Source organism: Rhizobium sp. FY34 (assembly GCF_005222845.1).
Taxonomy (GTDB): Bacteria; Pseudomonadota; Alphaproteobacteria; order Rhizobiales; family Rhizobiaceae; genus Neorhizobium.
In genome coordinates, this window is record NZ_STFZ01000016.1 from 55,359 (window position 1) to 81,527 (window position 26,169).

Here is a 26,169-nt window from a genome sequence, read left to right on the forward strand (position 1 = left end):
TTCAAGGGCCGCCTGTTCAAGCGTCGTCACAAAGGCGAAAGCCTTACATTCAATTGCGTGCCAGAAAGTCAGTCATCAACTTTCCCGCATCCTGCATCAGCGCCTCAATTTTCGGCACCAGTGCATCAAATTTTTTCTCATCGAAATCGGCGACCGTCCCTTTCGGGCTTGGATACCGATAGCGTGTGGCAGCAGGCGAAAGTTCGTCCAGCTCGACAAAGCGCTCGAACAGGTCGTGCCCATTGGGAAGCAGGTCCGCCAAGCCTCGGTTTCCAAGACACCCCGCAGCAGCTTTTCGACAGACTGCTGCAGGAAATAGGCCGCCTGCCGACGGTGGTTCGCCTTGATTTCCAGGGCCACATCAAGTTCTTCCCGCGCCAACTGAAGGAATGACAGGATCCGAAGCCGCCGCAACTCATCGGGTGTCATACCGGCACCTCGCCATAGAGAAGGCGACCATGATCGACAATCTGGCGAACAAAAGACGTATTCAGCCCCAGGCTGGCGCGAAACACCTCAAGATCACACGGCACGACATCCGCACCAATGCCGGTTCCCATCAAGGGCGCATAGACCCGGTCGTAATCCTCGCCATCAAATCCACCGGCCTCTTTTGTTACGAGCAGCACATCGAAATCGCTATCGGCACGGGCATTGCCGAGCGAACGGCTACCGAAAAGCCAAATCATCTGAGGATCGAGTGCTGCCACCAGTCGATCGACAATCTCCGCCAGCACAGCTTCCTCGCTGCCGAACGAACCGAAGTTCGCACGGACTGCGCGCAGTGGCTGGTGGAGATCGCTATCCATCAGCCAACGCTTCCTTCCAGTGAAATGCCGATCAGCTTCTGCGCTTCCACGGCAAATTCCATCGGCAGTTCCTGGATGACTTCCTTGACGAAACCGTTGACGATCAGTGCAATCGCCGCTTCCGTCGGAATACCGCGCTGCAGGCAGTAGAACAGCTGGTCCTCGGAAATCTTCGAGGTGGTCGCCTCATGCTCGAACTGCGCAGACGAATTCTTCGCCTCGATATAAGGCACCGTATGGGCGCCGCAGCGATCGCCAATCAGCAAACTGTCGCACTGCGTGAAGTTGCGGGCATTGGTTGCCTTACGATGCGCCGTCACCTGGCCGCGATAGGTGTTCTGCGACACGCCGGCGGCAATGCCCTTGGAGACAATACGGCTCGACGTGTTCTTGCCGAGATGGATCATCTTGGTGCCGCTATCGATCTGCTGATGACCATTGGAGACCGCGATCGAGTAGAACTCGCCGCGGCTGTCATCACCGCGCAGGATGCAGCTTGGATATTTCCAGGTGATTGCCGAACCGGTTTCCACCTGCGTCCAGGAAATCTTGGAGCGATGGCCACGGCAATCGCCACGCTTGGTGACGAAATTGTAGATGCCGCCCTTGCCCTGCGCATCGCCCGGATACCAGTTCTGCACGGTCGAATACTTGATTTCGGCATCATCCAGCGCCACCAGTTCGACGACGGCAGCATGCAGCTGGTTTTCGTCGCGCTGCGGGGCCGTGCAGCCTTCCAGATAGGAGACGTAGGCGCCTTCCTCGGCGATGATCAGCGTGCGCTCGAACTGGCCGGTATTCTTCTCGTTGATGCGGAAATAGGTCGACAATTCCATCGGGCATCGCACCCCCTTCGGCACGAAGACGAAGGAACCATCGGTGAAGACGGCGGAATTCAGCGTTGCGTAATAGTTGTCGCTGGTCGGCACCACGGTACCGAGATATTTCTTCACCAGTTCCGGATATTCGCGGATGGCTTCCGAGATCGACATGAAGATCACGCCAGCCTGCGCCAGTTCCTTCTTGAAGGTGGTGACGACCGAGACGCTGTCGAAGACGGCATCAACGGCAACGCGCGGCTTTTCGACGCCCGCGAGAATTTCCTGCTCGCGCAGCGGAATGCCAAGCTTTTCATAGACCTTGAGGATTTCCGGATCGACATCTTCCAGCGAGGTCGGGCCGGGCGTCGTTTTCGGTGCAGCGTAGTAATAGAGATCGTTGAAGTCGATCTTCGGGTAATCGACGCGCGCCCAATCGGGCTCATCCAGAGTCAGCCAGCGGCGATAGGCGTCAAGACGCCATTCCAGCATCCAGTCCGGTTCCTGCTTCTTGGCAGAAATGAAGCGGATAATGTCTTCGGACAGGCCCTTGGGAGCCTTGTCGACTTCGATCACGGTTTCGAAGCCATACTTGTACTGGTCCACATCGATCTGGCGAACCTGATCGATCGTATCCTGCACAGCAGCCATGTTCAGTCTCCAATCTTGCCGGAATCAAGGGTCCGGCAGCTTGTCAGTATTGGGCGGGTTAGCCCACATGTGGTGGCCAAAAGGCGATTTTCCCACCTCTTGGCAAGTAGATTCTTGTCTTTTCGCAGATCCGGACCGCTTATGCGGCCTGGCCTGCCGGTCTTCGCCGTCCGGCAACCTTGCCAAAGGCGACAAGTGCCGCATCGATGTCGGTGTCTGTCGTGTCTGGCCCCAGCGATATACGCAGAGCCCCGAGGCCCGGATCGCAGCCCATCGCCGCCAGAACATGGCTTTCGCCCACCTTGCCGGAGGCGCAGGCAGCACCGGCCGATAGCGCCACGCCTTCCAGATCAAAGGCGATCTGCCCGGTTTCCGATTTCAATCCCGGCAGGGTGAAAAACGTCGTATTGGCCACGCGTTCGACATCCGCACCATGCACGATCAGGTCAGCAGCCAGGGCGCGCATGCCAGCCTCGAGCCTGAAGCGCAGACCGCCGATCCGCACCGAGCGCTCGCCAAGAAGCGCCAACGCCTCTTCAGCGGCCGCACCAAAGCCGATAATGCCCGGAAAATTCTCGGTGCCCGAACGATGGCCTTTTTCCTGGCCACCGCCGCGAATGAGCGGCAGCGGCATCATCACCTCGCCGCGCGCCACCAAGGCGCCAACGCCCTTCGGGCCGCCGATCTTGTGCGAGGATATGATCAGGAAATCCGCACCCAGTTCTGCCATATCGACAGGGATACGTCCGACGGCCTGTACCGCATCCACCACCAGCAGACCGCCCTTGGCATGGAGAAGTCGTGCGGCGTCCGCAACCGGCTGGATGACACCCGTCTCATTGTTGACGAGCATCAGGGCCAGCATCGGCAGGCCAAGGTTCGAATCATGGGCTTCAAGCGCATTGGTCAGCGCATCCAGATCCAGAAGCCCAGTGCGGGTCACAGGGATTTCACTCACTGAATCGGGAGCAAACCGCCCGCCTTCGCGCAATGCTGGATGCTCGATGGCCGAAACATAGAGATGCCCGACGGCAAGCGGCGCACGACCCATGCGAAACTGCGGTGTCAGCACCATATTGGCCGCTTCGGTTGCGCCGCTGGTAAAAGTCACCGCCTGGGAATCGGCACCGACAAGCGCTGAAACCTGCGCCCTTGCGCGCGCCAAAGCGGCGCGCGCTGCACGGCCTTCGCCATGCACGGAAGAGGCATTGCCGGGCAGGTCATAGGCATCCATCATGGCCTGACGGGCAGCACGCGACAGCGGCGCCGTGGCATTCCAATCCAGATATGTGCGCGCAATTGCCATTGCCTGCTTCGGTTCCCGGTCTAGATCTTTGAGGCGCGACGCATTTTCCTTGAAATTTTCGCCGCGCATGCCGTATGAGACGACCAACTGGGCCGCCAGAGGCGGACCCAACTTTCGAATGGTTCTAAAGTGTTTTTAGAAAAGCTGAGCGTGTTCGTCAAGTCAACGCGCTTATCAAACACTTGGAAACATCAAAAATTGACCGGAGTACAGATGCCCGAAGTGATTTTCAACGGCCCCGCCGGCCGTCTCGAAGGACGCTACCAGCCTTCCAAGGAAAAGAGCGCCCCGATCGCCATCATTCTGCACCCGCATCCGCAGTTCGGTGGCACGATGAACAATCAGATCGTCTACCAGCTGTTCTACATGTTCCAGAAGCGCGGCTTCACCACGCTGCGGTTCAATTTCCGTGGCATTGGCCGCAGCCAGGGCGAATTCGACCATGGTGCCGGCGAATTGTCGGATGCCGCATCGGCGCTCGACTGGGTGCAGAGCCTGCATCCCGATTCAAAGAGCTGCTGGGTTGCCGGCTACTCCTTCGGCTCCTGGATCGGCATGCAGCTTCTGATGCGCCGCCCGGAAATCGAAGGTTTCATGTCGATCGCACCGCAGCCGAACACCTATGATTTCTCCTTCCTCGCCCCCTGCCCGTCTTCCGGCCTGATCATCAACGGCGATTCAGACAAGGTTGCGCCGGAAAAGGATGTCAACGGCCTCGTCGAGAAGCTGAAGACCCAGAAAGGCATTCTCATCACCCACCGTACGGTGGAAGGTGCAAACCATTTCTTCAATGGCAAGGTCGAGCACCTGATGGGCGAATGCGAGGACTATCTCGATCGTCGCCTGAATGGCGAACTGGTGCCGGAACCGGCCGCCAAGCGCATCCGCTAAAGACCACCAAGAGCAAGACATCAGAAACGGTCCTTCGGGGCCGTTTTTTTATGGGTATCAGTTGGACGCAAGCGCGATGGCCAGCGGCTCGCGATAGACCCGCACGCAATTGCGACCGGCAGCCTTGGCATCATAGAGCGCCGCATCGGCGCGACGCATGGCAGACGAAAGGTCGCCGCTGGAGGTAAGGGCCGCAAGGCCAAAGCTTGCGGTAACCCGGAAATTCTGCGGCAGGCCGGAGATCGTCTGCATGGCAATAGCGCCTCTCAGCGCCTGAGCAAGCATCAGCGCCGATTCCATCGTCACATCGGGCAGCATGACGCAAAACTCTTCGCCACCCAGACGCCCCACCACCGCCTCCGGCGGCGCACTGGATTGTAGGAGATCGGCAAAGCTGCGGATCACCAGATCGCCGCTGTAATGGCCATAGGTGTCATTGACCCTCTTGAAATGGTCGAGATCGCACAGGATCACCACATGGGAGGATATCTTTGCGCGCCTCAGCGCCATCTCGCAATGCGCATCGAAGCCGCGCCGGTTGAACACCTGGGACAGCGCATCGACCTGCGAATTGGTCCGCTCGTCTGCCATGATTTCCAGAACAAAGACCGACAGCAGCATCAGGCCGATGATGACGACGAAGACACCCGTCGAGCTCTGCGAAATCAGCGCATAGTTGGAATGAATATAGTCCTTTGGCCCCTTGCCGGCGCCGACCATAACGGACATCGCCGCCTTGGCCAAAAACTGTATGCCGGCCAGAATCAGCAGAACCATCATGACCCGGTCGATGGCGCTGCGGCGTGCCGAGATCAGCACCGCCAGCCCGCTGAGGAAAAGTGCGATGGCAAAGGGAGTCTGGTAGCTTATCGAATGCGTCCAGGTGCCGCGCGGCAGATCATAGATCAGAAAATCGACGACGATCGAAAAACAGAAGAACAGGCACAGCGCCTGCGGATGTGCCGGAACTCCGTAGAGCTTACCGATACCGACACGCATGAGCAGAAGCCCGCCAAGAACGGACGCAAAGGCGGCGATAGCAAAGATTTTCACCCAGTCGGTATAGGCAACCAGCAGTTCTGCGATCGTGGACAGGGATGCGACGGCATAGGCACAGGCAATCCAGCGGGCCGCCACACGCGACCGGCTCCTTGTCGAAACGATCATGAAGACCGTGGAGAATGAAAGGCTGACCAGCAGGTTCACAACCAGAAAGAAGTTAGCTCCGTTCATTCGCGTTCCGCATGCCATTACCCCCATTCTTCAGGAGTATGCTTTAGCATCCTCGTCAAAACGAAGGGTTAAGCACTTCACGTTGCGGAAGGCAAAGCACAGGACCCGTTACGCCGCGTCCCCGACCGGTACATCTGGCACGTCCTGTCTGTCGATGTGATAGGGCCGTATGAGTAAATCGGCAGGGATAATCCAGCTTGCTGCAATTTTCTGGATCATCGAAAGTGACAATGGCCTGATGCGTTCAAGCACTTCTGTCGCGCGGGCCTTGCTGCCAATGATGTCTGCCAGATCCCGGCGTTTGAGACCATGCTCCTGCATATAGGCGGCAATCACATCGATAGGATCCGCCTCTGGCAGCGGATGATGCTTGTTGTCATAGGCATCGATCAGATCGCAAAGAATATCGAAACGGTCCTGTTCCTGCGTATCAGGACCGGGCGGGCTGACAAAGTATTTTTCAACTTCGCAAACCGCCCAATCGTAATCCTCAAGCGTCCTCAGAGGTCTGATATCATTCATTCGGGTTCACCGTTCTGGCATCGATCTTGTCATAGTGTGCGTGCGTTCCCACAAATTTGATTAGCACGCGGTAATGGGGTGCGAAGCTGACGCGCGCGACAATCCGATACTTGTTGCCACCAATATCAAACACGACGCGACCATCACCGACAAAATCCGCGGCATTGAAATCCTGACGCAGTTGAGCAAAGTTCTCCCAACGCGCAGCCTCCACTGTTTTCCACCACAGGAGCATCGCACCGTTTGCGGCGGGATGCCGGGCGCAGAACTCGGTGATCGGTCGCTTCGCAATAATCCTCATCGCGCCTCGAAAGTTCCCTCCACGGGAACTTTAGTAGAAATGACATGCGGCCCCGCTACTGTCAACAATCCGTCGTCTGGTCGCGGCAGGCTCTGCATCCACCACGACCGTCCATATTCCGGACGACCTGTTCATCTCTTTTTTAAAGTGATTCCGCCGGAAAACAGTGTTAGACGCCCGACTGCACCTTCCAGCCAACACCTGCCAGAGAATAGATCATGTCCAGGTTCAAGTCCGACTTCCTCCGCACGCTCGATGAACGCGGTTTCATCCACCAGGTTTCCGATGAAACGGGCCTTGATGAACTGCTGACCAAGGAGACGGTGACGGCCTATATCGGCTATGATCCGACGGCACCCTCGTTGCACGCCGGCAGCCTGATCCAGATCATGATGCTGCACTGGTTCCAGGAAACCGGCCACCAGCCGATCTCGCTGATGGGCGGCGGCACCGGCATGGTCGGCGACCCTTCCTTCAAGGAGGAAGCCCGCAAGCTTATGACGGTGGACATGATCGAGGACAATATCGCCTCCATCAAGCGCGTTTTTGCCAGCTACCTCGATTACGACAAGGGGCCTAAGGGCGGCGCCCTGATGATCAACAATGCCGAATGGCTGCGCGACCTGAATTACCTCGAATTCCTGCGCGATGTCGGGCGGCATTTCTCGGTCAACCGCATGTTATCCTTCGATAGCGTCAAGACCCGGCTTGATCGCGAACAGTCGCTGTCCTTCCTCGAATTCAACTACATGATCCTGCAGGCCTATGATTTCGTCGAACTGAACCAGCGCTACGGCTGCCGGTTGCAGATGGGCGGCTCCGACCAATGGGGCAATATCATCAATGGTATCGATCTCGGCCACCGCATGGGCACGCCGCAGCTTTACGCGCTCACCTCGCCGCTTCTGACCACCTCGTCGGGTGCCAAAATGGGCAAGTCGGCGAACGGCGCCGTGTGGCTGAATGCCGACATGCTGTCGGTCTATGATTTCTGGCAGTATTGGCGCAACACCGAAGACGCGGATGTTGCCCGCTTCCTGAAGCTCTACACGAAGATGCCGATGGACGAGATCGCAAGGCTTGCGGCGCTTGGCGGCTCGGAGATCAACGAGGCCAAGAAGATCCTTGCCACCGAAGTCACCGCCATCCTGCATGGGAGCAAAGCCGCCGAAGAGGCCGCCGAAACGGCACGCAAGACCTTCGAAGAGGGCGCGCTTGCCGACAACCTGCCGTCGATCGAGGTCGCGAAAGCGGAACTGGAAGCCGGCATCGGCCTGCTGGCGCTGATCGTCAAGGCCGGCCTTGCCGCTTCCAATGGCGAAGCCCGCCGCCATGTCCAGGGCGGTGCCGTGCGCATCAACGATCAGCCGATTGCCGACGAGCGCACGCAGATCGGAACGGGTGAAATCACCGCAGACGGCGTGATCAAGCTGTCGCTCGGCAAGAAAAAACATATTCTGGTACGCCCTGTCTGACGGGCATACACAGAGCGGAACGATCACGAAGGCCCGGTTCACGCCGGGCCTATTTCGTCACTACTGGAATTCGAAGATCTGGCGAAACACGCCGGGCGCGATGATCGACAGCGGATTGATGGTCATCTTCGGCTGATCGAAGGATCCCGCCACCTTGAAGGTGATGCCCAGGAGGCCGCGGTCGCGCCCATTGCCCAGCAGCGTGCCGATGATCGGCAGTTCGGCAAACAGCCGGTTGAGACCATAGGCCGGCATGAATGTGCCCGTCATGTCCATATTGCCGGATGCATCGCGCAGCACGCCCTGAAAGGTCGCGCCGATCTGCTCGCCTCGCACCACACCATTTTCCACCGAAAACGCCCCTTGGCGATAAACAATGCGGGCAAATCCGCGCTGGAATCGGGCCGAACTGACGTCGATATCCTTCTTCACCGCTGAATTCAGGCTTTGCCCATCATCGCCGACGGGCGTGGAGACGATCGATTGCAAACGGCTTTCGTTCATCAGCGCAAATTTGCGTATGTCGATGGAGCCGCTCCAGTTATTGTCCTTTTCGTTGTCGAGCCGCAGGTTCAAAAGCCCACCCTGCAGGTGATCGTAGAGATTGGCAAACCGCGCCACGGAGCCGGCATCGCCACTGGTCAGCGTGATGGTTTCACCGCGCGCGCCGCTGGTGGTCTGTGCCACTACCGCCTGCCCGCTCTTGGTCACGCCCGAAAATTCCAGCCCGCGCATCTCGCCACTCCGAAGGGCGACTGAAAGATTGGTGTTGGACATGTTCTCGTCGTTGAAGCCAAACACCCGGTCGATCTTGGCACGCACCTGCGCATTGGTGTTGTCGGTCTGCGCATCGTTGCCGCTGCCGCCATTGCCGCCTGACCGCAGTTTGGCAAGGATCGGGCGAACATCGGCGGAACTGCCGGTCGCCGAAATATCGTAGCCGGCCTTGGAGCGCCGAACCGAGACGGCGAAATTGTCGGAAGCCGAGAGTTTCACTTGCGACAGATCGGCAGAGACCAGCCCGTCGCGCGTCAGGTTGAGATCGCCCTTGATGCCGAAACCATCGCCGGAAATATCGAGCTTGCGGATCGCCGTCGTTCCGTCGATATCCGAGACTTCCAGTGTCGCCTTGGCGGGAATGCCCGAACCTTTTGCCCAGCCCACCCAGGGCGCAGACAGCGTCGCGCGGCCAAGATCAAGTTTGATGGCCTGGCGCTTATCATCGATGCGGGACACTTCGGCCACCACATGACCCTGGACAATATCGGACAGACCCGGCGCAAGGATCTCGCGCTGCGCATCGTTGAGTGTTGCCGTGAGCGTCAGTTCACGCGCCACCGTCGATCCGGTTCCGATGGGCTCGACGAGCTTGATCTGCGCCGGGACCTTATCCACCGCCACGGATGCTGCCAATCGGGCCGAATTGGCGTCAACCTGCAGTGTGCCATCGACATTGCTGATCATGTGCCTGGAGATCGGCTTGGCGAGAGCCACGTCCTCAAGCGTGATATCGGCGTTGAAAACCGGCGCCGGCGGATGCTGATCGGCAATCAGGCCGAAGCTTGCCTTGACATTGCCTTTGGCCACGCCACTGAGATCCGCCGCGCCGAAATCAAGCCCGCGCAGGCCATTGACAGGTTTGAAGCTGACCAGTTCGGCAATGCTGTCTGCGCTGCCGGCAAGCGTCAGCGCCAGATCCGCCATCAGCGGCTTGGAATAGGTTGAGGCAATGGTAAAGCTGCCGCCTTCCGCCGTCACATTGCGCCCGGATGGAAAATAGGAATAGGCGCGCTTGATCTGCACATCCACCCGCTCGCCGATGAGCGACAGATGGCCTTCCAGATCACGCACCGGCGGCATCTCGCCAGGCAGGTTCAACCGCGTATTGGCCACATCAAAGCCGATGCGCAATTCGTCAGCGCCCAATTCCATCGGTATGCCCGGCCCTTTCATCCGCCCCGGAGGGATGAAGACGGAGATCGAGCCATTGGTCACCGTTCCGCCGAACATATTGGCCGACACCCAGTCACGCGGCTTGTGGGCCATCCAGAAGGGCCAAAGCTGCTTGACGGCGCCGACTTCCATCCGTGGCAGCGTCGCGCCAAAGCTGATTTCCGGCGAAACATTGCCGAGAAAGCGCACCTTCAGAGAACCTGCCATCTGGCCCATCGGGCTCGATACCAGCATATTGCTGAATTCGAGACTGCGATCGGCCGCCAGATATCGACCGCCGGCTTTCAGATCAAACAGCACGGGCTCCTCGCCGCCCGCCTTGCCTTGCGCCCGCCCGCCACTGATCAACAGATCAAGGCCGAAGCCAGGACGCTTGTCGGTGGGATCCAGACGGTCAAGGTCGACAATGGCGCCGGTCAGCGGCAGCACCGTCGGTCCAAAACGGAACTCCGAGGGCAGGATCTCTATGGCATTGCGGGCAAAATCGAAGGAGGCCCGCACCGTGGCGCCCGACAATTCCTGCTCCACTGCATCGAAGTAAACGAGGCCCGGCGAATGATGGATCTGGGCACTGATCTTCGGCAGCGTCTCCACGGTGTCGCGTGTTGCAGCAAGATCCAGATCGATCTTGCCCTGCAGGCCTTCGCGCGGCATGCCGTCCTGCGCCCTCTGCAGCAGGAAGGGTGTCAGATCGATGCCGGCAACGCGTGCCGTCAGCGCATGGGTGACGCCATTGACGGCAGTGGCATCCACCCGCAGATTGGCCTCGCGGCCATCCAGCCGCAGCAGGCCGGCAAGCGAGACCTGACCGCTTTCATTGAGCATCAGGTTGAGATTGTCGACGACAAGCGTGGAGACCTTGCCATCGCGGTCGGGCGGAAACTGAATGGTAATGCCGGAAATCTTGACCGAGGCGGTGCCAGTGCGCTCGATCAGGCCACGCGCCTCATCAAGACGCTGAAAAGCCTGCTCCATCACGGCCGGCAAGCGGTCGATACGCGTCTTGGACAGGTCCATCGGGTCGCCGGCCGGCAGAAGCGCCGTATCAAGGCTGATATCTGCGGCCTCCATCTTGCGGATCGATACCCGTCCGCTGACCAGCGCCAAGGGATCGATGGCCAGACGAACGGCACCGGTGCGCGTCAGATGAGCGCCGCTGGCCACTTCAACAATATCCACGTCGCGCGCTTCCAGCGCCAGCCGCAGATCGGAATCGAAGCGGATGACCGTCGAACCAACGGTTGCCTGGTAACGCGGCCCGATGGCGGAATTCAGAGCGCCCTGTGCGCGCGAATTCAGCGTGCCATCGACATACCCTCCTTCGATGGCCAGCATGGCGCTGCTGGTGGCCAGCGCCACGAGCACAATGAACAGCACGCAATATTTGAGGAAGCCATGGGTACGGCCTCTGGTCGGCGGGCAATGCACGATCATCGGATCATGCGCCTTCGCCGAGGGCAACTCATGCAGCGGCACCAGATCCTTCTGACGGAATCTGACCTTTTCCCCTCGAATCTCCGCCATGATCTCCCAATTCCAACCGTACCCGGTATTCGGGTGATCTGGACCCGCCGCGGCCCCGTCTATATCGGTTGGATAATAATTTCAGAAGATGCAGGCGAAAGAAAGGAAAACCATGTCGGATCTTGCAATCGGTTCCCCGGCCCCCGGCTTCACCCTCCCGCGCGATGGCGGCGCAACCATCTCGCTCTCGGATTATGCGGGAAGGCCGGTAGTCGTCTATTTCTACCCCAAGGATGATACCAGCGGCTGCACGACGGAAGCCATCGCCTTCACGGCCCTTGCCGAACAGTTTGCGGCAGCCGGGGCAACGGTCATCGGCATTTCACCCGATTCAGTCGCCAAGCACGATAAATTCGTGAAAAAACATGGGCTTTCCGTCGCACTCGGTGCCGATGAAGAGCAGGTGGTCGCCAATGCCTACGGCGTCTGGAAGCAGAAAAGCATGTATGGCAAGACCTATATGGGCATTGAACGCTCCACCTTTCTCGTGGCCGCTGATGGCACGATTGCCCGCATCTGGCCGAAAGTGAAGGTGCCAGGCCATGCGGAGGAAGTGCTTGAAGCGGTAAACGCCTTGTGACAGGAACGGGGCCATGACAGAGGCCCCGTCCACCCCGCTCCCCACCTTCGATTCGCTGCGCGCAGGCACGATACTGGCCATTTGCGCGGCAGATCTCGACGCAAAGACCACGCTTGCGCAGGCTGCGGCCACCCGCTGGTTCGAGCGCCGGCTTTCCCTGCGCTCGCCGCTCGACCCGAGCCTTCCCGACAGGCCGGGCCGCCCGGAAAAACCGCAGCTTGTGCCGCCGAAAGCCGTCGAAAAGCGCTCGCTGCATACGCTGAAGGGGCGCATCGCGCTTTTGCACTCCATCGCCCATATCGAGCTGAATGCCGTGGACCTGGCGCTGGATATCGTTGCCCGTTACGCGACCGAGCCGGTGCCACATTCTTTTTTCGATGGCTGGATGCAGGTGGCCTTCGAGGAGGCCAAGCATTTCCGTATGGTGCGCAACCGGCTTCGCGATCTGGGCGCCGATTATGGTGACATGCCGGCCCATGACGGATTGTGGCAGGCAGCCCATTCCACCCGCAACGACCTGACGGCGCGACTTGCCGTCGTGCCACTGATCCTGGAAGCCCGTGGTCTCGATGTCACACCCTCTCTGCAGGCCAAGATGCGCGAAACGGGCGATCTGGAAACGGCTGCCGTGCTCGATGTCATCTACAATGACGAGAAGGGCCATGTGGCGATCGGCGCCAAATGGTTCCGTTTTCTCTGCGCCCGCGAAAAGCGCGATCCGGCAGCCACGTTCAAGCAATTGGTGCGCGCCAATTTTCGCGGCGCGCTGAAACCGCCCTTCAATGATGTGGCGCGTGCCGAAGCCGGCCTCACGCCCTCGTTTTATCGCTCGATGACGGCCACCAGCAGCGCATAAGCAAAGCCGGATTAACTGCCCGTTAACCCTAACAATGTGTAGTCGCACCTCAAGCGGTGGGGTTTCAGCAGTCGAGATTCGGGAGAGACGTGTGACAGGGGCAGGCGGAAACCGCGTCTTTGGCAGGCAGGCTACGGAGCATGTGCTGATCCTCGCTTCCGGCGATCGCATACGCCATATGAAGGTGCGCCCCTGGATGATGGCCGCCGCATTCTCCTGTCTTGGCATTTTCAGCATTGGCTATCTCGCCGCCACCACTTATTTGGTTCTGCGTGACGATCTCGTCGGCGCCGCCATGGCGCGTCAGGCGCGCATGCAGCATGATTACGAAGACCGCATTTCCTCGCTGCGCGCCCAACTTGACCGTATCACCTCGCGCCAGCTGCTGGACCAGCAGGTGGTGGAGGACAAGGTGGAAAAGCTGCTGGAGCAGCAGGACGCCCTGTTTTCCCGCCATGGCAAGCTTGGCTCGCTGATGGAGCGCGCCGAAGAATCGGGTCTTTCGATGCCCGGTTCCGAGACACCCGCCTTCCTGCCGCCGAAAAGGGACAAGCAGGCCAGCATGACCGGCGGGCTCCAGGCAATCGACAGGCTTCTGGCATCCGACACGAAAAGCGCACCGCCCTCTTCCGCCTTGAGCTTTTCCTCACCGCGCGAAGGTGTCGCAGACCGGGCCGACCGCGTCTTCTCAAAGGTCACGCTTTCGCTGAAGACAATCGAACAGGATCAACTGGCGCGCATTCGCGGTCTGACACAGGATGCCGCCCGCACGGCAGATGCCATGACCGCCATCATGCGCCGCACCGGCATTGATGTCGCCGCAGCAGAACCCGTATCTGCCAGCCCTTCAGACATTGGTGGCCCGTTTGTGGAACCGGTCGGTCTTGATCGTTTCGATCTGTCGCTGAGCGACCTCGATGCGGCGCTGAACCGGCTGGAGACCGTGCGCGAGACCGCCATCACCCTGCCCTATGGCAATCCGGCCCCCGGACGCGACATCACCAGCCGCTTCGGCAACCGTATCGATCCCTTTCTCGGCCGGCTCGCCCTGCATGCCGGCGTCGATTTCCAGGCAGAGAGCGGAACCGGCGTCAAAGCTACCGGCGCAGGACGCGTCATTACCGCCGGCTATAATGGCAGCTATGGCAACATGGTGGAGATCGATCACGGCCAGGGCATCACCACCCGCTATGGCCACCTCTCCAGCATTTCCGTCTCGGTCGGCGAAAAGGTGGAAAGCGGCGAAACGATCGGCAAAGCCGGCTCGACGGGCCGTTCCACCGGCCCGCATGTGCATTACGAAGTGCGCCGCAGCGGCGAGGCTATCGATCCGATGCATTTCCTCAATGCAGGGATGAAGCTGACCACCTACTTGAAATGACACGTCAGACGGCCCGTTTCGATCAAGATTGCCGGCGGATTCACCAATCCGACGGCTCATCGGCTTGCATTTCTTGACTTTGACAGTCATTGCGCTTAAGTCGCGCCCATCGTCGGACGCAACGCGGTTCCGACTCACAGCGTTCTTCGTGAACCGGAACGGAAATAGTTTTCTCTTTGACAACATTTGCTGATCTTGGCCTGAGCCAGAAAGTCCTTTCTGCCGTTACCGACGCGGGTTACACCATACCCACGCCGATTCAGCTTGGCGCGATTCCGCCTGCGCTCCAGCGCCGCGATATCTGCGGCATCGCCCAGACGGGCACCGGCAAGACGGCCTCTTTCGTGCTGCCCATGCTCACCCTTCTGGAAAAGGGCCGCGCCCGCGCCCGCATGCCCCGCACACTCATTCTGGAACCGACGCGCGAACTCGCAGCGCAGGTTGCGGAAAATTTTGAGAAATATGGCAAGAACCACAAGCTGAACGTCGCCCTCCTCATCGGTGGCGTGTCCTTCGATGAACAGGACCGCAAGCTTGAGCGCGGCGCGGATGTTCTCATCTGCACGCCTGGTCGGCTTCTCGACCATTGCGAACGCGGCAAGCTGCTGATGACCGGCGTTGAAATTTTGGTTATCGACGAAGCCGACCGCATGCTGGACATGGGCTTCATCCCGGATATCGAACGCATCGCCAAGATGATCCCGTTCACCCGCCAGACCCTGTTCTTCTCGGCCACCATGCCGCCGGAAATCCAGAAACTGGCCGACCGCTTCCTGCAGAACCCGGAACGCATCGAAGTGGCAAAGCCCTCTTCGACAGCGCTGACAGTAACGCAGCGTCTGGTTGCCTCGCACAACAAGGATTACGAGAAGCGCGCCATCCTGCGCGATCTCATCCGCGCACAGGACGATCTGAAGAACGCCATCATCTTCTGCAACCGCAAGAAGGATGTGGCCGATCTCTTCCGTTCGCTGGAACGCCACGGCTTTTCGGTCGGCGCTCTGCATGGCGATATGGACCAGCGCTCGCGCACCAATATGCTGGCAGGCTTCAAGGATAACCAGATCACGCTTCTGGTTGCCTCCGACGTCGCCGCCCGCGGTCTCGATATTCCGGATGTCAGCCACGTGTTTAACTTCGACGTGCCGATCCATGCGGAAGACTATGTGCACCGCATTGGCCGCACCGGTCGCGCCGGACGCTCCGGCCGCGCGTTTACGCTGGTCACCAAGTCGGATACGAAATTCCTGGATGCCATCGAAAAGCTGATTGGCAACAAGATTGAATGGCATGACGGCGACATCGCGGCTCTTCCAGCCCCGATGGAAAGCCAGGAAAGCGACCGCCCCCGCTCCAAGGGCCGCGATCGCGACAAGGATCGGGACCGGGGGCGCGGTGGAAAGCGTTCCGTAGCCCCGAAGGCAGAGAGCCGCCAGCCAGAGGCTCACGCTGCACCCATCGAAGAAGCGATCACCATTGTAGCAAAGGCGGAGCCGAGCGTGAACACTGAAAGCCAGAAGGCTGACAATCGCAGACCCCAGCACGGTGCACGCAACAGCATGCGTCCGAACCCGGCTAACGATGACCAGCGCGAACGTCGCCAGCGTCATCATCGCGATCATGATGACGGCCCGACTCCGGTTGGTTTCGGCGATGACATCCCGGCTTTCATGCTGATCGTTGCCAACGCCAAGGGTTGATCTGCTGATGGGCGTTCCAGGAATAGATTTTCCTGGTTTTGGCGTCGGCTTGGTTATACGGCGCCAGGACGGCAAGATATTGCTCTACAAGCGTATGAAGGCTCCGGAAGCCGGCCACTGGAACATTGTGGGCGGCAAAGTGGACCTTATGGAGCATTCGTCAGAAGCAGCCATGCGAGAGGCCGAAGAAGAAACAGGGCTTTCTATAGGCTCCGTTCGTCTTCTTGGCATTACGGAACAGTGCATTGCTGCCGACCGCCAGCACTGGATCTCGGTTCTTTATCTTGCCGAGCAATTCACCGGCGAACCGAGCCTTACAGAGCCCGACAAGCTTTCGGATATGGGCTGGTTCTCAGCCGACGACCTTCCCTCTCCATTGTCTGTCTTCGCACAGGAAGCCGTTCGGCTTCTGGCCGTGGCTTGAAGAACTCGGCGCGTTACGCCTTTGCGCTGCGCACGCCGGCCTCATAGGCCAGAAGCGCCCATTTTCCCATCAGGTCGGGATCGTCGAGCGCCTCATCGGGTACTGTCCAATAGGGCATCAGCACAGGCTTGCCGCTCTTGCCCTCATAGCTCCATTGCCGGGCGCCGGCCTCGGCAAATTGCGGCGCAGTTTGGCTATCCGCCTTCAGCATGATCTCGTCGTGCAGGTCGATCGCAATGATCACGCCGTGATGGTAGATGCCCTTGCCGCCGAACATGCGCCTTATGCTGACTGGCCCGAGGGTCGCAAACATTTCCTCTATTGCCGCATTGTCCATCATCACCTCCGCAAAAGCCCGCCGGCGGCCTTCACCGCGTCTGGCGTATCGACATCGATATGCGCTGCTTTGCCGATCTCCACATCGATGATCGGCAGGCCGCAGGTCTCGATCACATGGCGGGCACCCACATCGCCTTGCAGCGCCATCAACTCGCTAAAGGTTGCACGCGGCAGGATAACCGGATTGCCACGCTTTCCGGCACTGACGGCCCGCACAATCGCCAGTCCCTGCGCCTCGCGGAAGGTGTGCGCCAGATCGTCGAGGTCGCGCACGGTCAAAGCCGGCATGTCGGCGAGCAGCACCATCACGCCGGCCACCTCGCTCAGTACCGCGCAGGAAAGCCCCGTTCGGATCGAGCCTGCCATGCCGCTGGGGTAATCCGGATTGTCCACCAGCGTCAGCGGCAGACCGTTGAGGGCAGCAGACACCGCTTCACTGCGGTAGCCGGTCACAGCCACCAGCGGCCCGGATACGGCGTCCAGCGCCCGCTCCGCCATCCGGCGCACCAGCGGCACGCCATCAAATTCCGCAAGAAGCTTGTGCCCCGCCTCGCCCATGCGGCTGGCGCGCCCCGCCGCCAGAAGAACGGTGCCGATCAGCAGTTGCTCCGCCTTCGGGCGACCTGCCTCGCGCGGCTGCGGCCGGCTCGCAATCTCCATCAGCAGTCCTCCGACGCCAAGCCCGGACAGGTCCGAGGCGCTCGGTATTTCGCCGGCTAATAATCTGCTCAGCACCCAGTCAAAACCGTTTTCCTTTGGCGAGCGGGCGCAGCCGGGCGCTGCGATCAAAGGCACTGCCCCGTGGTGGCCGAGCACGAGAAGATTACCCGGATCGACCGGAAGCCCGACCTGGTCCACAGCGCCGCCGGAAAGTCGCATGGCCTGCGGCAGAACATCAAAGGCATCACAGACGGCCGAGGCGCCAAACATCACCACGAGCCGGGGCGCCACCCCATCCTCCGCCAGGCCGGAGAGACAGTCCCGGATGGCATCGGCCACCGCCGCTTCATCATGCGCGACCCGGTGCTCGCGCACCAGAACGCTGCCGGAAGGCGCCAGCCTCTGGCGCAAAAGCGTAGCGGTCTTGTCGAGCACGGAGGATTTCAGCACCGGCAATTGCGTCTGGATGAGATAGACGGCATGCGGCAGATAGGCCTTGACCGTCACGGCAGTGGCCGCGCGCAACAGCGTGCAGGCGCGCTCCACCTTGTCGCCATCGACCGCCAGCGGAATGATCTTGATCGTCGCCACCATATCGCCCGCCGTCACCGAACTATAGTCGGCAAGGCAGGCAAGCGTAATGGCCGGATCGACGCGGTTGAAGCGATCGATGATATCGCGATCAGCGCGAAACAGGCCGTTCACCGTCGTATAGACATTCACTCTGCCGGTGCTGGCCGGCGAGAGGCGCAGATGAGTACCGCAGAGCGCCTGCGCCAGTCTTTCGGCGGCAACATCCTCGGCAAGGTCGCCCGGCTCCATCCGGGCCACCGTCACTGTCGTGATGCCTGCAGATTCCAGCATCTGCAGATCGGCCTGGGACAGACGGGTTCCCTTCGCCAACCGTCCGCCGGCATGGCCAAGACTATGCGCCAGCAGACAGCCTTCGGCTTCAGCCACCGGAACCGCGCCAAAGATCATTCGCCGGCTCCTGAAATTGCGCGCCGGCGAAAGGCCTGAACAATCTCGGCGACAATCGCGAGCGCGATTTCCTGCGGGCTTGCCGCACCTATGTCGAGACCGATCGGCGCGCGAATGCGGGCGATCTGCTCCGGGGTCAGCCCTTGCGCCTGCAGGCGTTCCACGCGCTTGGCGTGGGTCTTGCGGCTGCCAAGCGCACCGACATAGAAGCAGCCGCGCCGCAAGGCCTCAGCCAGCGCGAAATCATCAATCTTCGGGTCATGCGTCACGGCAGCCAGCGCCGTATAGGCATCGAGCGGGCGGGTGCGAAGCACATCCTCCGGCCAATCGGCCACCAGATCGGTGCCCTCGAAACGCTCCGGCGTGGCAAAGGCTGTGCGTGGATCGATGATGGTGAGATCATAGCCGATGATCGGCGCCAGTCGGGCGAGCGCCTGGCTGATATGCACCGCGCCAATCGCGACGATGCGCGGCGGCGGCAGGTGCACATTGAGAAACACCGCTTCGCCTTCGAAATCCGCGAGAGCGGATTTCCCTGAAGCAAACGCCGCCTGCACGTCGGGCAGGAGATGCGCTTCGGAGAGAAACCCTTGCGAGACGTCGCCTTCCACGATGACCTGCGCCGCGCCACCCTCGATCCGGGTTGCAAGGATCACGGCACGCCGCGCTGCACGGGCTTTGTTGACCTCTGCCAGATGATCGAGCCGCATCAGACGAGCTTCTCGACATAGACGCGGATGCGCCCGCCACAGGAAAGGCCGACGCGCCAGGCGGTCTCGTCAGCCACGCCGAATTCCAGAAGCCTCCCCGTGCCGGAAGAAATCACCTCCATCGCCTCGGTGATCACGGCCCCTTCGACACAGCCGCCGGAGACGGAACCTTCGAAATTGCCCTCGCCATCGATGACAAGATGGCTGCCGACAGGCCTTGGCGCCGATCCCCAGGTTTCCAGAACCGTTGCCACGGCAACAGCGCGGCCATCGCGCCTCCAGCGTTCGGCAGTCATCAGGGGATCGAGGAGGGCGCTCATGCGGCAGTCCTTTCAACAATGCGGTCCAGATAGCGGCGCGGATCGGCAGCTCTCGATGTAAACCCGGAGAGAGCGCCTGCAAGCTCTGCCAGCGAATTCAGATTGTGCACCTGTCGAAATTCGTCGACATGCGGCAGCATGGCCCGCACGCCGCGCGCCCGCGCCTCGAAGCCCTCGAAACGCAAAAGCGGATTGAGCCAGATCAGCCGCCGGCAGGATCGGTGCAGCCGGTCTATCTCGGCCTCCAACTCCTCCACGCCGTCGCGCTCCAGCCCATCGGTGATCAACAATACGACAGCCCCGCCGGACAGAACCCGCCGGCCCCAGAGCCGGTTGAACTCCTTCAGCGTCGCGCCGATGCGCGTGCCGCCGGACCAGTCGCGCACGCTGGCCGTGCAGGCGGCGAGCGCCTCGTCCGGGTCACGCTCTCGCAGCGCCCGCGTCACATTGGTCAGCCGCGTACCAAACAGGAAGACATGCGCACGCTTCCGGTTTTCCATCAGCGCATGGGCAAATTGCAGGAAAATGCGGCTATACTGGCTCATCGAGCCGGAAATATCGGCCAGCACCACCAAAGGCGGAGGACGGCGGCGCACGTGGCGGAATTTGGGCAGCAGGATATCGCCGCCGCTGCGCATGGCCTGGCGCAGGCTGGCGCGCGAATCGATCAGCGGTGGCCTGCGCGATGCGGCAAAGCGGCGGGTCTTCACCGTATCGAGCGGCAGCACCAGCCTTGCCATTTCGCGGCGCGCCAGCAGCAGTTCCGCCGCCGTCATCTGGGCAAAATCCGTGCGGCGCAGCACTTCCGAGCCGGACGCGGTAAAGCGGGCATCGGTCTCGATTTGCGGCGGGCCTTCGCGCTTTGGCGCTCGCGCCTGCTCATTGACCAGCGCATCATTCACCCGTGTTGAGGCCGGTTTCGGATTTTCCGCCTCGCGCTGATCGGAAATCTTCGGCGACATCATCTGGATCATCTTTTCGATGAGATCGCGCTTGCGGAAAAACAGCCGGAAGGCCTCGTCGAACACCGCCATGTCCTCGCGCCGCTTGACGAAAACGGAAGAGAGCGCCGCGTGAAACTCTTCGCGGCTGCCGATGCCGATTGCTTCGGCGGCCGCCACCGCATCCAGCGTGGCTTGCGGCGAGGTCTTTAGCCCGGCGCGGCGCAGCACCCGCGAAAAATAGACGATGTTTTCGGCAAGCCGCCCCTCGCCCGCCTCGCCCATGGTCGGCGGCGGCAAGACGGCGCCATCAGCAGCTCTACGGCTCTCCATCACCTCACCCCGTCGCCAGAAGGTCGGCCTTCACCGAAGACAGGATCGCCTCGCCCTCGCTGCCGCGAATGCGGGCGATATCGTCCTGATACTTCAGCAATGTGCCGAGCGTATCGGAAATGGTTTCCGGATCGAGTGCCAGTCGGTCGAGTTCGACCAGCGCCGTTGCCCAGTCGATGGTTTCGGCAATGCCTGGGTTTTTGAACAGATCGATCCGGCGCAGTTTCTGCACGTAGGCCACGACCTGTTGCGACAGCGCCTGCGAGGCCTGCGGCACTTTGGTGGTGAGGATCGCCAGTTCCTGGGCAGCATCCGGATAATCCACCCAGTGATACAGGCAGCGGCGCTTCAACGCATCATGGATTTCGCGCGTGCGGTTGGTGGTGATGATGACGATCGGCGGCTCAGATGCGCGGATCGTTCCCAGTTCGGGAATTGTCACCTGAAAATCGGAGAGCACTTCCAGCAGGAAGGCCTCAAACGCCTCGTCGGTACGGTCCAGTTCGTCGATGAGGAAAACCGGCGCCACCTCGCCATCTTGCGCCAGCGCCTGCAGCACAGGCCTGCGGATCAGATGGCGTTCGGAATAGAGATTGGCTTCCAGCCGTTCACGGTCACCGAGGCCAGACGCCTCCGACAGGCGGATATCGAGCATTTGCGCCGGATAATTCCACTCATAGACCGCCGAGGCAATATCCAGCCCCTCATAGCATTGCAGGCGGATCAGCGGACGGTTGAGGCCCTTGGACAGCGCCTTGGCAATCTCGGTCTTGCCGACACCCGCCTCGCCTTCCAGAAACAGCGGTCGCTTCATCTTCAGCGCCAGATAGATGACCGTCGCCAGCCCGCGTCCGGCAAGATAATCCTGTCCGGCCAAAAGCGCTACCGTCTCGTCAATCGAGGTTGGACTTGTGCCTATGCTGTGCGCGCCCATGGATCGCCTCCGTTGCCTGTGAGACTACAGCGCGTGAAATGCCCGGTCCAGATAAATGAGCGGTGGATTGTCCGGCCCAAAATGCATGGCAACCACCTGCCCGAACAGCACCATATGCGTTCCCATGCGCTTGATCTCCAAGAGCCTGCAATCAAAAGCCACCAGCGCATCGGCAAGCACCGGCGCACCGGTTGCAAGCTGCACCCAGTCCGCCAGAGCAAATCGCTGATCGACCGGCAGGCGCTCGAAACCGGCCAGCGCCTTGGCCAGCGCCTGATGGTGGCCGGCAAGCGCATTCAGCGCAAAGGATCCGCTCTGTTCGAAAATCGCATTCGCCTCATTGGAGGCATTGAGGCAGACGAGCACGGTCGCAGGATCGTCGGAAACGGAACAGGCTGCCGTGACGGTGACGCCGCGCCGCACGCCCTGCCACTGCGTTGTTGCCACCTGCACGTGGCCGGCATAACGCGCCATGCCATTGCGGTAAATCGCGGGATCGACAGCCGTCTGCACGGTTTCTTCGGATATCGTCAAAGCCTTCCCCCCGGAAATCAGCGTCGCGTCGAGCTGCTGCTTCGTTCAGCATATGGTGAAGAAGACAGCATTTGTCCACGCCGGCGGCATGCGCAAAGTCACTGGCTGGCCGGCTGGGACTAATTTCCTTTGACGCGACCGGCAGGCGGGCTAAATGTGAGCCCATGAGACAGATTTGTTTTCCTTCCGCTGCGTCCTGCCGCTCCGTGATCGTTTTTGCCGGCCTGTTGGCTGCTGCATCAGCACCGGCATCGGCGGCCGTCATCGGCGTGGTTTCGCCCCAGAGCGGGCCCTATGCGATTATCGGAGAACAGGTTCTGCGGGGCGCGCGGGCCGCCGCCGGGACTGGCGACCAGATCGTCGCCATTGATGAAAGCTGCGAACAGGGATCCGGCCAGGCTGTCGCCGAAAAGCTCGCGAAGGCCGGCGCCAGTGTCGCCATCGGCTTTCTCTGCGTCGAGACCCTGTCTGGCGCCTTGCCGAAGCTGAAGGAGGCCGGCATTGCCGCCATCACCGTTTCGGTGCGCTCGAAAATCCTGATGGAGGATGCGCAGCGCTATGGCTGGCCCTTCTTGCGCCTGGCGCCTGCCGATGGCGAAGAGGCCGAAAAGTTGGCGCAAACCATTCTCACCCGCTTCCAGAACCGGCCGATCGCCCTGGTGGACGATGGCACGATCTATGGCCGCGAACTGATGAGTGCCGTTCGCCAAAGGCTTGAAACCGGCGGCATCAAGCCGGTGTTTACCGATACATTCCGGCCTGGCCAGGAACAGCAGCTGGCGCTGGTGCGTCGTCTGGTCAAGGCCGGCGCCTCGCATGTCATCGTCGGTGGCGACCGCAGCGATGTGGCCATCATGGCGCGCGATGCGATAGCCGATACCACGCCGCTGACCTTTATCGGTGGCGATGTGATGCGCGCCGCAAACCGGCCGGTAGCGCTGACGGACGGGGTTCTGGCCGTGGCGCTGCCCAGCTATGGCGACCTTCCAGCCGCTGCGGCCGTAACCCAGCGCCTGCGGGCTGCGGGACAGGAGCCCGATGGCTATACCCTGCCCGCCTATGCAGCGATCGAACTGGTGCATGCCACCATCGCCAGGGCCACTGCCGGAAACATTCCGGTGCCGCAGGCACTTGCCGGCCTCAGCGCAGAGACGGTGATCGGCCCTGTGCGCTTCAGCGCAAGCCATGAACTGGCGGAAAACCCCTATCGCCTGCAGGAATGGCGGGGCAAGGGCTTCCGACTGCTCGAGGCTGAAACCGACTGACAACCACCTCTCCGGTGATTGTGCCGGCTTTATCGGAGTGTTAAGCGGACCCCGCGATTATCTGACCCGCTGGAGGACCCGCTTATGTCATCGCCCATCCGCATCGCCCCATCCATTCTCGCTGCCGATTTTTCAAAACTCGGCCAGGAAGTCCGCGATGTCGTCGAAGCCGGCGCCGACTGGGTGCATCTCGATGTGATGGACGGCCATTTCGTCCCCAATATCTCCTTTGGTCCGGATGTCATCAAGGCGCTGCGCCCACACACGAATGCCTTTTTCGATTGCCATTTGATGATCGCGCCGGCCGATCCCTATCTGGAAGCCTTTGCCAAGGCCGGCTGCGACAGCATCACTGTGCATGCGGAATCCGGCGCCCATCTGCATCGCTCGCTGCAGACCATTCGGGCGCTCGGCAAGAAGGTCGGCGTCACGCTCAATCCGGCAACCCCCTTGTCGGTGATTGAAAACGTGCTCGACGATGTCGATCTCATTCTCATCATGAGCGTCAATCCCGGCTTTGGCGGCCAAAAATTCATCCCCGCAATGTTTGACAAGATCCGCGCCACCCGCGCCATGATCGGCAGCCGGCCGATCGACATTGAGGTGGATGGCGGCATCACGGCAGAGACAATCGGTGCAGCAGCAGCGGCTGGCGCCAATGTGTTTGTCGCAGGCTCGGCCATCTACAAGGGCGATGGTATCGCAGCCTATCGGCAGAATGTCACAGCCTTGCGCGCAGCCGCCGAAGGCGCAATCGCCTGATGGAGACGGCCGGCGCCTCCTCCAGGCCAAGCGCTGGCCCCACTCGCAAGCCTTCGACCATCCTTGTCTCCCTTGTCTGCGGCGCGCTCCTCTGGGGGCTTGCCATGGGCGCCTGCATGGCGGCCAAGCTCTGGTTGCTCGGGCGCCTGGGCACCGTCCATGCACCTGCCCTGTTTCTGCTTTTTGCGGGCGGCGCAGCCATTGCCTGGGTCGCAACCGCGGCACTCAGCCTTCTGATATCGCGATGCCTGCCACGCCTCCTGCCACGGCGCGCACCGCTGCGTGCCGTGCTTCTGGCGCTCTGCCTTGGGTTTGCGACGGTGACGATCACCGCTGGTCTGTTTGCCGTCGATTACCGCGCCTTCTATGCCCGCTGGCATGCGGATGCCTTCACCCGCGACTGGATTCTGCAATTTCTCTTCACCTCAGCCTCCGCCGTCTACCAGTTCCTGGTGCTCGGCTTTTCGCTCTATCTGCCGCTTGGTCCGCTGCTGCTTGTGGCGGCCACGCCCATTCTTCTGCGCCACACGCGTTGAGCTTGCCGGGAGTTCTTGCTAAAGCGGGCCACGTTTTGACTGTACCCAAGGAAACCCTTCGATGATCCCGCGCTATTCCCGGCCCGAAATGGTCGCCATCTGGTCGCCCGAAACCAAGTTCCGCATCTGGTTCGAGATCGAGGCATATGCCTGCGATGCGCTTGCCGAGCTTGGCGTGATCCCGAAGGATGCCGCGAAGACCATCTGGGAAAAGGGTGGCGCTGCCGAATTCAACGTCGCGCGCATTGATGAGATCGAAGCCGTCACCAAGCATGACGTGATTGCCTTTCTGACGCATCTTGCCGAATTCGTCGGCCCCGACAGCCGCTTCGTCCACCAGGGCATGACCTCGTCGGATGTGCTGGATACCACGTTCAACATCCAGCTGGTGCGCGCCACCGATATCCTGATCGCCGGCATGGACCGCCTGCTCACCGCGCTGAAGACCCGCGCCTTCGAGCACAAGGACACGGTACGCATCGGCCGCAGCCACGGCATCCATGCCGAGCCGGTGACGATGGGCCTCACCTTCGCCCGCTTCTATGCCGAAATGGAGCGCAACCGCGCCCGTCTTCTCGCTGCCCGCACCGAAATCGCCACGGGCGCGATTTCCGGCGCTGTCGGCACCTTTGCCAATATCGATCCGCGCGTCGAGGAACATGTCTGCGAGAAGCTCGGCCTGACGCCCGAACCTGTGTCCACGCAGGTCATCCCGCGCGACCGCCATGCGATGTTCTTCGCGACGCTTGGCGTCATTGCTTCCTCGATCGAAAATGTCGCGATCGAAATTCGCCATATGCAGCGCACCGAAGTGCTGGAAGCCGAAGAGTTCTTCTCGCCGGGCCAGAAGGGCTCGTCTGCCATGCCGCACAAGCGTAACCCTGTACTGACCGAAAACCTCACCGGTCTTGCGCGCCTGGTGCGCATGTCGGTGGTGCCGGCCATGGAAAACGTGGCTCTCTGGCACGAACGCGACATCTCGCATTCGAGCGTCGAGCGCGCAATTGGCCCGGATACGACCGTGACGCTGGATTTCGCGCTCCATCGCCTGGCCGGCGTCATCGAGAAGCTGGTCATCTATCCTGAGAATATGATGAACAACCTCAACAAGTTCCGCGGACTTGTTCACTCGCAGCGCGTGCTTCTGGCGCTCACGCAAGCCGGCGTCTCGCGCGAGGATAGCTACCGCCTCGTGCAGCGCAATGCCATGAAGGTCTGGGAACAGGGCAAGGATTTCCTCGAGGAATTGCTCGCCGATGGTGAAGTGCGCGCCGCACTGTCCGAAGAGGCAATCCGCGAGAAGTTCGATCTTGGCTATCACACCAAGCATGTCGATACGATCTTCCGCCGCGTCTTTGGCTGATCGGTACCGGCAATCCCTTGTGAAGCTGCGGCGGATCCCTAGTCTTGAATGAAAATCAGCCGGCAGG

General features: G+C 60.8%; 26 protein-coding genes. 11 read left to right on the top strand and 15 right to left on the bottom strand.

Features of this window, described 5'->3' with window-relative positions; genetic code table 11:
* Positions 1-49: 49 nt before the first annotated feature.
* The 4 genes from E8M77_RS13740 to E8M77_RS13755 all read right to left on the bottom strand — a co-directional run bounded on the left by E8M77_RS13740 (position 50) and on the right by E8M77_RS13755 (position 3,584).
* The gene (locus tag E8M77_RS13740) at positions 50-262 is read right to left on the bottom strand and encodes a hypothetical protein (RefSeq protein WP_137131213.1); all 213 of its coding nucleotides are present in this window, start codon (positions 260-262) and stop codon (positions 50-52) included.
* Positions 263-425: 163 nt separating this feature from the next.
* On the bottom strand, positions 426-809 hold the full coding sequence (locus tag E8M77_RS13745) for a nucleotidyltransferase domain-containing protein (RefSeq protein WP_137131214.1): 384 nt from the start codon (positions 807-809) through the stop codon (positions 426-428).
* Positions 809-2,278: a Fe-S cluster assembly protein SufB gene (gene sufB / locus E8M77_RS13750; RefSeq protein ID WP_137131215.1), complete on the bottom strand. Its 1,470-nt coding sequence runs from the start codon at positions 2,276-2,278 to the stop codon at positions 809-811. Before sufB ends, E8M77_RS13745 begins: the two co-directional genes overlap by 1 nt.
* Before the next feature lie 139 nt (positions 2,279-2,417).
* Positions 2,418-3,584 carry a cysteine desulfurase family protein gene (locus E8M77_RS13755; RefSeq protein ID WP_137131216.1) on the bottom strand — a complete coding sequence of 389 codons (1,167 nt, stop codon included), beginning with the start codon at positions 3,582-3,584 and terminating at the stop codon, positions 2,418-2,420.
* 213 nt (positions 3,585-3,797) lie between these two features.
* Between E8M77_RS13755 and E8M77_RS13760 the strand changes: the two genes are divergently transcribed.
* Entirely contained in the window at positions 3,798-4,475 is a 678-nt protein-coding gene (locus tag E8M77_RS13760; protein WP_137131217.1) for an alpha/beta hydrolase, read from the top strand.
* A gap of 57 nt (positions 4,476-4,532) precedes the next feature.
* Here E8M77_RS13760 and E8M77_RS13765 read toward each other — a convergent pair whose 3' ends face one another.
* The 3 genes from E8M77_RS13765 to E8M77_RS13775 all read right to left on the bottom strand — a co-directional run bounded on the left by E8M77_RS13765 (position 4,533) and on the right by E8M77_RS13775 (position 6,531).
* Positions 4,533-5,708 (bottom strand): GGDEF domain-containing protein, encoded by a 1,176-nt coding sequence (locus E8M77_RS13765; RefSeq protein ID WP_137131218.1) that lies wholly within the window; start codon positions 5,706-5,708, stop codon positions 4,533-4,535.
* Between the two features lie 108 nt (positions 5,709-5,816).
* On the bottom strand, positions 5,817-6,230 hold the full coding sequence (locus E8M77_RS13770) for an XRE family transcriptional regulator (protein WP_137131219.1): 414 nt from the start codon (positions 6,228-6,230) through the stop codon (positions 5,817-5,819).
* Positions 6,223-6,531 carry a type II toxin-antitoxin system HigB family toxin gene (locus E8M77_RS13775; protein ID WP_137131220.1) on the bottom strand — a complete coding sequence of 103 codons (309 nt, stop codon included), beginning with the start codon at positions 6,529-6,531 and terminating at the stop codon, positions 6,223-6,225. Before E8M77_RS13775 ends, E8M77_RS13770 begins: the two co-directional genes overlap by 8 nt.
* Before the next feature lie 218 nt (positions 6,532-6,749).
* Here E8M77_RS13775 and tyrS point away from each other — a divergent pair, with 218 nt between their 5' ends.
* Positions 6,750-8,006 (top strand): tyrosine--tRNA ligase, encoded by a 1,257-nt coding sequence (gene tyrS, locus E8M77_RS13780; RefSeq protein ID WP_137131221.1) that lies wholly within the window; start codon positions 6,750-6,752, stop codon positions 8,004-8,006.
* A 60-nt stretch (positions 8,007-8,066) separates the two neighbouring features.
* On the opposite strand, the gene E8M77_RS13785 is transcribed toward tyrS, so the two are convergent.
* Positions 8,067-11,483 carry a DUF3971 domain-containing protein gene (locus E8M77_RS13785; RefSeq protein ID WP_137131222.1) on the bottom strand — a complete coding sequence of 1,139 codons (3,417 nt, stop codon included), beginning with the start codon at positions 11,481-11,483 and terminating at the stop codon, positions 8,067-8,069.
* Between the two features lie 112 nt (positions 11,484-11,595).
* Here E8M77_RS13785 and bcp point away from each other — a divergent pair, with 112 nt between their 5' ends.
* The 5 genes from bcp (at position 11,596) to E8M77_RS13810 (ending at position 16,424) form a co-directional block, all read left to right on the top strand.
* Entirely contained in the window at positions 11,596-12,063 is a 468-nt protein-coding gene (bcp, locus tag E8M77_RS13790; RefSeq protein WP_137131223.1) for a thioredoxin-dependent thiol peroxidase, read from the top strand.
* Positions 12,064-12,076: 13 nt separating this feature from the next.
* Positions 12,077-12,919, top strand: coding sequence for a ferritin-like domain-containing protein (locus E8M77_RS13795; protein WP_137131224.1), 843 nt, complete (start codon positions 12,077-12,079; stop codon positions 12,917-12,919).
* A gap of 91 nt (positions 12,920-13,010) precedes the next feature.
* Positions 13,011-14,300 (top strand): M23 family metallopeptidase, encoded by a 1,290-nt coding sequence (locus E8M77_RS13800; RefSeq protein ID WP_246659260.1) that lies wholly within the window; start codon positions 13,011-13,013, stop codon positions 14,298-14,300.
* Between the two features lie 176 nt (positions 14,301-14,476).
* Positions 14,477-16,000, top strand: coding sequence for a DEAD/DEAH box helicase (locus tag E8M77_RS13805; RefSeq protein ID WP_137131226.1), 1,524 nt, complete (start codon positions 14,477-14,479; stop codon positions 15,998-16,000).
* A 7-nt stretch (positions 16,001-16,007) separates the two neighbouring features.
* Positions 16,008-16,424 (top strand): NUDIX domain-containing protein, encoded by a 417-nt coding sequence (locus E8M77_RS13810; protein ID WP_137131227.1) that lies wholly within the window; start codon positions 16,008-16,010, stop codon positions 16,422-16,424.
* A 13-nt stretch (positions 16,425-16,437) separates the two neighbouring features.
* Here the strand turns inward: E8M77_RS13810 and E8M77_RS13815 are convergent, their stop codons facing one another.
* Genes E8M77_RS13815 through E8M77_RS13845 form a run of 7 tightly spaced genes read right to left on the bottom strand, consistent with a single transcriptional unit; the run spans position 16,438 to position 22,116 of the window.
* Positions 16,438-16,761 carry a TfoX/Sxy family protein gene (locus E8M77_RS13815; RefSeq protein ID WP_137131228.1) on the bottom strand — a complete coding sequence of 108 codons (324 nt, stop codon included), beginning with the start codon at positions 16,759-16,761 and terminating at the stop codon, positions 16,438-16,440.
* Between the two features lie 2 nt (positions 16,762-16,763).
* Complete coding sequence (locus E8M77_RS13820; RefSeq protein ID WP_137131229.1) at positions 16,764-18,404, bottom strand: molybdopterin-binding/glycosyltransferase family 2 protein; 1,641 nt, start codon at positions 18,402-18,404, stop codon at positions 16,764-16,766.
* A complete protein-coding gene (locus E8M77_RS13825; RefSeq protein WP_137131230.1) occupies positions 18,401-19,114 on the bottom strand; it encodes an XdhC family protein in 714 nt (237 codons plus the stop codon). Before E8M77_RS13825 ends, E8M77_RS13820 begins: the two co-directional genes overlap by 4 nt.
* A complete protein-coding gene (locus E8M77_RS13830; protein WP_137131231.1) occupies positions 19,114-19,434 on the bottom strand; it encodes an XdhC family protein in 321 nt (106 codons plus the stop codon). Before E8M77_RS13830 ends, E8M77_RS13825 begins: the two co-directional genes overlap by 1 nt.
* On the bottom strand, positions 19,431-20,708 hold the full coding sequence (locus E8M77_RS13835; RefSeq protein ID WP_137131232.1) for a VWA domain-containing protein: 1,278 nt from the start codon (positions 20,706-20,708) through the stop codon (positions 19,431-19,433). Before E8M77_RS13835 ends, E8M77_RS13830 begins: the two co-directional genes overlap by 4 nt.
* Positions 20,709-20,712: 4 nt before the next feature.
* Entirely contained in the window at positions 20,713-21,642 is a 930-nt protein-coding gene (locus E8M77_RS13840) for a MoxR family ATPase (RefSeq protein ID WP_137131233.1), read from the bottom strand.
* 24 nt (positions 21,643-21,666) lie between these two features.
* Positions 21,667-22,116: a flavin reductase gene (locus E8M77_RS13845; protein ID WP_137131300.1), complete on the bottom strand. Its 450-nt coding sequence runs from the start codon at positions 22,114-22,116 to the stop codon at positions 21,667-21,669.
* Positions 22,117-22,340: 224 nt separating this feature from the next.
* Between E8M77_RS13845 and E8M77_RS13850 the strand changes: the two genes are divergently transcribed.
* The 4 genes from E8M77_RS13850 to purB all read left to right on the top strand — a co-directional run bounded on the left by E8M77_RS13850 (position 22,341) and on the right by purB (position 26,102).
* Positions 22,341-23,441, top strand: a complete 1,101-nt coding sequence (locus E8M77_RS13850; protein WP_137131234.1) for a branched-chain amino acid ABC transporter substrate-binding protein — start codon at positions 22,341-22,343, stop codon at positions 23,439-23,441.
* A gap of 84 nt (positions 23,442-23,525) precedes the next feature.
* Entirely contained in the window at positions 23,526-24,203 is a 678-nt protein-coding gene (rpe, locus tag E8M77_RS13855; protein WP_137131235.1) for a ribulose-phosphate 3-epimerase, read from the top strand.
* Positions 24,203-24,739 (top strand): hypothetical protein, encoded by a 537-nt coding sequence (locus E8M77_RS13860; RefSeq protein ID WP_137131236.1) that lies wholly within the window; start codon positions 24,203-24,205, stop codon positions 24,737-24,739. Before rpe ends, E8M77_RS13860 begins: the two co-directional genes overlap by 1 nt.
* A 61-nt stretch (positions 24,740-24,800) precedes the next feature.
* Positions 24,801-26,102, top strand: a complete 1,302-nt coding sequence (purB, locus tag E8M77_RS13865) for an adenylosuccinate lyase (RefSeq protein WP_137131237.1) — start codon at positions 24,801-24,803, stop codon at positions 26,100-26,102.
* The last annotated feature ends 67 nt before the right edge of the window (positions 26,103-26,169 follow it).